This is a genomic window from Maribacter sp., from assembly GCF_049667165.1.
Lineage (GTDB): Bacteria > Bacteroidota > Bacteroidia > Flavobacteriales > Flavobacteriaceae > Maribacter_A.
In genome coordinates this window covers 1-4,541 of record NZ_JBATHS010000402.1, presented here as the reverse complement: position 1 = coordinate 4,541, position 4,541 = coordinate 1, and the positions used below count along the sequence as shown (strand labels likewise).

Below are 4,541 nucleotides of genomic sequence, written 5' to 3'. Positions count from 1 at the left end.
ATCATCGCCAAAATAGAAATCATAGGCATCCCCCGGGGTATATCCGCCATCCGAACTATAAACAATGGTTAGTTTATCCATTGCCTTTTTACTAATAGGGGCAATATCCTGTTCCTTATAGGTATGTGTAAAGTTGTCTTTGTCCCAGATTAGATTGTACGGGGCCAATAACCAGTATTTGTCATTGATAAATCCACCATTGGTTTTATAGGCAACACTATCCATTTTGGACCAAGTATAGGAAAGTGTATCCGATTTGGATATAGCAACGATAGCATTGGTTTTGGGCTTCCATATCCATGTACGTTCAAAATGTGAGGTGTCTCGGTCCACATTAAAAGTGAACTGTAGCGCATCAACATTTTTCCAATTGGCGATACCATGGGCATTGGCAATTTTTTCCATTACGGTCAATTGGACTTCCGGACCGGGACTTTCTGTTTTTTTATCTGTTTTACAGCTCGATAGTATGACAAAAAGAAGGAAACAAATCAGCGTAGTATTTTTCATTTTATTTGGCTTTGTCCAAAAATACATGCTTTTGAACAAAATAAGCAAAATCTCGAAATGAAATAAATGAAACTGGCACTTAAGGTTACCCTGCTATCATATATAATAAAAAAGACCTCCTATCAAATTTGATAGGAGGCCTGATAATTGTACTTCACTAAATATAAACTAAGGGCATCTTTGCAAAGCTTATTTGCTTTTTACCAACGTATTTTTATTTCCCTTGATCTGTATTATGGGGAATTCCGTTCTCCTGTTCAACTCCAATTCCTCTGGGCTACAATCTTGTTTTCCCGTACAATGATTTATCAACATTCGCTTGCCAAAACCCTTGTACGATACAATATGATTTTGAGGAACACCGTGCTCGATCAAATATTCATAGGTTGATTTTGCCCTCCTTTCAGAAAGGGCATCATTGTACGCATAACTTCCTACAGGATCTGTATGGGCCTCCAATTTTATGATCATTTGCGGATAGGTTACCGTCATCAATTTAACCACTTTGTCGAGTTCCATGGCAGCATCAGGCCTAATGTCACTTTTGTTGAAATCGAAATAGATTTTATTCAGATCTGCTAAAAGTTTAACATCCATAATAGGCTCTAGAACAATATCCTGGCGCATTACCTTTGTGGCCAAAGGGGTAGTGAATGTATTGATGTATACACTTTTATGGGGATGTGTTTTTCGAACGGCATCGATCCTATAGTTATTATTCCGGTTGATGAACATTTTATAATACCCATTGGCATCGGTCATCATTTCACCAACCGCAGTTTCAGTCTGCTGATCTACAATGGTTATCTGTACCTGATCCAGAGGTTGGTTGTTCACCCCATCGGTGACAAATCCTTCAATGGATAAAGAAGGTGTAAATTTGAATTCGTAGATATCATCACTTCCGACGCCACCTTCCCGGTTAGAACTTATATATCCTGTAATGCCATTTTCATCGGCAAAATAGCCAAAATCGTCGCTTGGGCCGTTCATCGGGGTTCCAAGGTTAATCACATCGATGATCTGTCCATCCTCGTCCCCAACAGTTGAATAAATATCCAATTGACCAAATCCGACATGCCCATCAGAAGAGAAAAATAAATTACCCTCCTTATTTATAAATGGGAACATCTCGTTGCTCTCCGTGTTGACTACGGGACCGACATTTATGGCCGGACCAATTCTACCCCTCTCATGTATTTCTGAATAGTAAATATCCGTACCGCCCATACCTCCGGGCCTGTCTGAAGTGTAATATAGTCTTCTGCCATCTGGGCTAATATATGGATGGCCAGTTGAGTAGTAATCACTATTGATTCTCAAATTTCTATTTACCAACCATTCACCATCGATTTTAATGGCACTGAAAATTTTGAGGTTTATTTCCCTTTCAGCACCGTATCCTTCTTTCTGATTGTAATAATTATTCCTTGTAAAGTAGATGACAGTATCCTTCTTATAATCCGTGGTAAAAATGACAGAACTTTCATGGAATTTAGTATTTACATTACCCTTTATCTTTTCTGGAATGGCATCAGGATTACCTTCTTTGATCACAAAAAGATCCAACCAAGGTTCTTCGTTCCAACCATACTCACTCCCAGTTACTTGGTCTTTTCTTGAAGAAGCAAAATAAAGATTTCCCTCATGGGCAAAAACACCAAAGTCACTTTCAGGAGAGTTGAATGAAGCAGGTTTTACATCATATCGTTGTCTACTATTGAATACAACGGACGCCAGATTGCCATCTTTTAGAAATCTGCGTACACGGGAATCGTTTTTATTGTATTTTTTATATTCCTTCAACCATTTTTCCGCCAATTTGTTCTGACCGTCACTGTATAAGGCCATGGCATATTTGAAATAATAATCGGTTGGGACGCTGGTATTATTGATAATGGCCTCAAAGTGTGGTAAGGATTTCTTGAAATTACGGGTCAAGAGATAGCATTCGGCCAGTCGCTGATGGGCATGGGCTTGATTAAAATCTTTTTCAAGCATTTTTTCATATTCACCAATTGCCTTTGTATACGCAAATTGACCAAAATAATAATCACCCCTTTTCTGGGCTCCATATTGTGCAACCATAAGCTGACTAAACAGCACTATAGCGAACAGCATCAGATTTTTGAGAAATGTTTTCATAGTTTATGGTTTTTGCTCTAGAAGTATCTTGGTGATTTATACGGACCTTTTGATTTTAACCTCAATTCATATATTAGTATTACTTCATGGGTTCCCGAAGTATACGGTCTAATATCACCAGTAGGTATATCATAGGCGTATCCTAAGCGAAAATCTTTTGATACCTGATAATCTATCAATGCCCCAAAATTCGAAGAGTCATTGAATCTATAGGATGCCCCGATCCAGAATTTTTCTGAAAAAAGAAAATTCGCGGTTACATCATAGGATGCTGGTGCACCATTTGTGAATTTTGCGATTACTGTGGGTTTAAACTTTGTGTTTTCTGAAAGATCAAATACTAGCCCCCCGATAGCATAGTAACTATTTCGCTCCAGGGCTTCGAATTCACCTTCATTCAAGTCCGTATTCATTATTCTTGGAGAGGAAACACCAACATACCATCTGTTGGAGCTATAGTAAACCCCTGCACCGAAATTTGGTGACCAGTTATTGAAGCTAGAGTCAAAGAACATATCATTTACATCGGGTGTTTCCAAGACATAATTCGTGAAACCGGCTTTTAATCCAAAAGATAGTTTTGCCTTTTCGGTTATGGGAACGGTATAGGAAAAGTCCCCATAGACATAGTTTGTCTGTTCAAATCCCAGATTGTCATTAATATAGGATATTCCTAATCCAATCCTGTCATTTCTCAAAGGAGCATGTATGGATAAGGTGCTTGTTTTTGGGTTACCTTCCAAACCTGCCCATTGATTCCTATGCAAGGCAGTCAAACTCAATGTTCCCCTGCTACCCGCATACGCTGGGTTCACTGAAATGGTGTTATACATATACTGGGTGAACTGCGGCAACTGCTGGGCAGAGACCGTAGCACTTATAGTAAGGATTATCGCAATTAAGTAATAGTTTATTTTTTTCATTTTTGGGGTATTTTATTTGGTTCCTATGTAGATATAACCATTGATGGGTTCAAAATCCCTATTGGTAACCTTGATAATATAATAGTACGTACCTGAAGGAAGCATTCCTGAGCTACCGAATGAATTGCTCGGAGAACTACCACCCCAATCATTTTGATATTCAACACCTTCATAGACTTTTGCCCCCCATCTGTTGAATAACATGACATCAAATCTAAAGTCACAATTTTCAACGCCAGTGATTTCAAAATAATCATTAACACCATCGCCATTAGGCGTGATTGTTTTCGAAGCGATTATATCTTTTCTACCACAGGGTACACAATCTGTATTCACATTGATTGTGAAATCAACGTAGTATTTACATGTACCTTCTGTTGAGCTATAGGTAAGTGTATGTTCACCTACTTGATTATATATCGGATCAAAGAAGCTGCCATTTAAAACAGTACTACCTCCAGTTACGGTAAATACGCCATTGGTATCAAAGTCCATTGGTAAATAAGATAATAGGTCTATAGTCATATCTTCCACACATATATCGATTACCACGGTTTCCTTTTCAGGTTGCATCACGAAAATAATCTGTTCAAACGTTGCCGTATTCTCGCAAGCATCCGTAACATTCCAAGTTCTAACGATCATATAATCTTCAGTTTCCTCTGAAAATTGCGATTCTTCGTTGAAAACCACAGTATAATCGCCACAGCCTCCCATAAACTCAAGATTAGGTACCTCAGGAATCGCATCACCGCACATTATGGTTATCTCCTCCTCATAGGCACTTGCAGTTATTGGTCCGTTAGGCATTATCGTTATGGTTTGTGTATGCGATATGGCATTTCCGGCACAATCCGAAGCACTCCAAACCCGCGTTATAACATAACCACCGGAGCAATTACGGTCGTTTGTAGCGGTTTCTTCAAAAATCACTTCAACGTTGGCATCACAATTATCTAGTGC

The 4,541-nt window shown here is 38.8% G+C and carries 3 protein-coding genes and 1 pseudogene; all 4 read right to left on the bottom strand.

All coding sequences use genetic code 11. The features are described from left to right. Positions 1-510: pseudogene (locus tag WBM98_RS18115) on the bottom strand (hypothetical protein); the annotation flags it as partial. A 189-nt stretch (positions 511-699) separates the two neighbouring features. Then, positions 700-2,655 carry an OmpA family protein gene (locus WBM98_RS18110; RefSeq protein WP_424367424.1) on the bottom strand — a complete coding sequence of 652 codons (1,956 nt, stop codon included), beginning with the start codon at positions 2,653-2,655 and terminating at the stop codon, positions 700-702. A 17-nt stretch (positions 2,656-2,672) separates the two neighbouring features. Next, positions 2,673-3,578 (bottom strand): PorP/SprF family type IX secretion system membrane protein, encoded by a 906-nt coding sequence (locus WBM98_RS18105; RefSeq protein WP_424367423.1) that lies wholly within the window; start codon positions 3,576-3,578, stop codon positions 2,673-2,675. Positions 3,579-3,590: 12 nt separating this feature from the next. Then, positions 3,591-4,541: gliding motility-associated C-terminal domain-containing protein (locus WBM98_RS18100; protein WP_424367422.1), on the bottom strand; the 951-nt coding region annotated here is incomplete at its 5' end.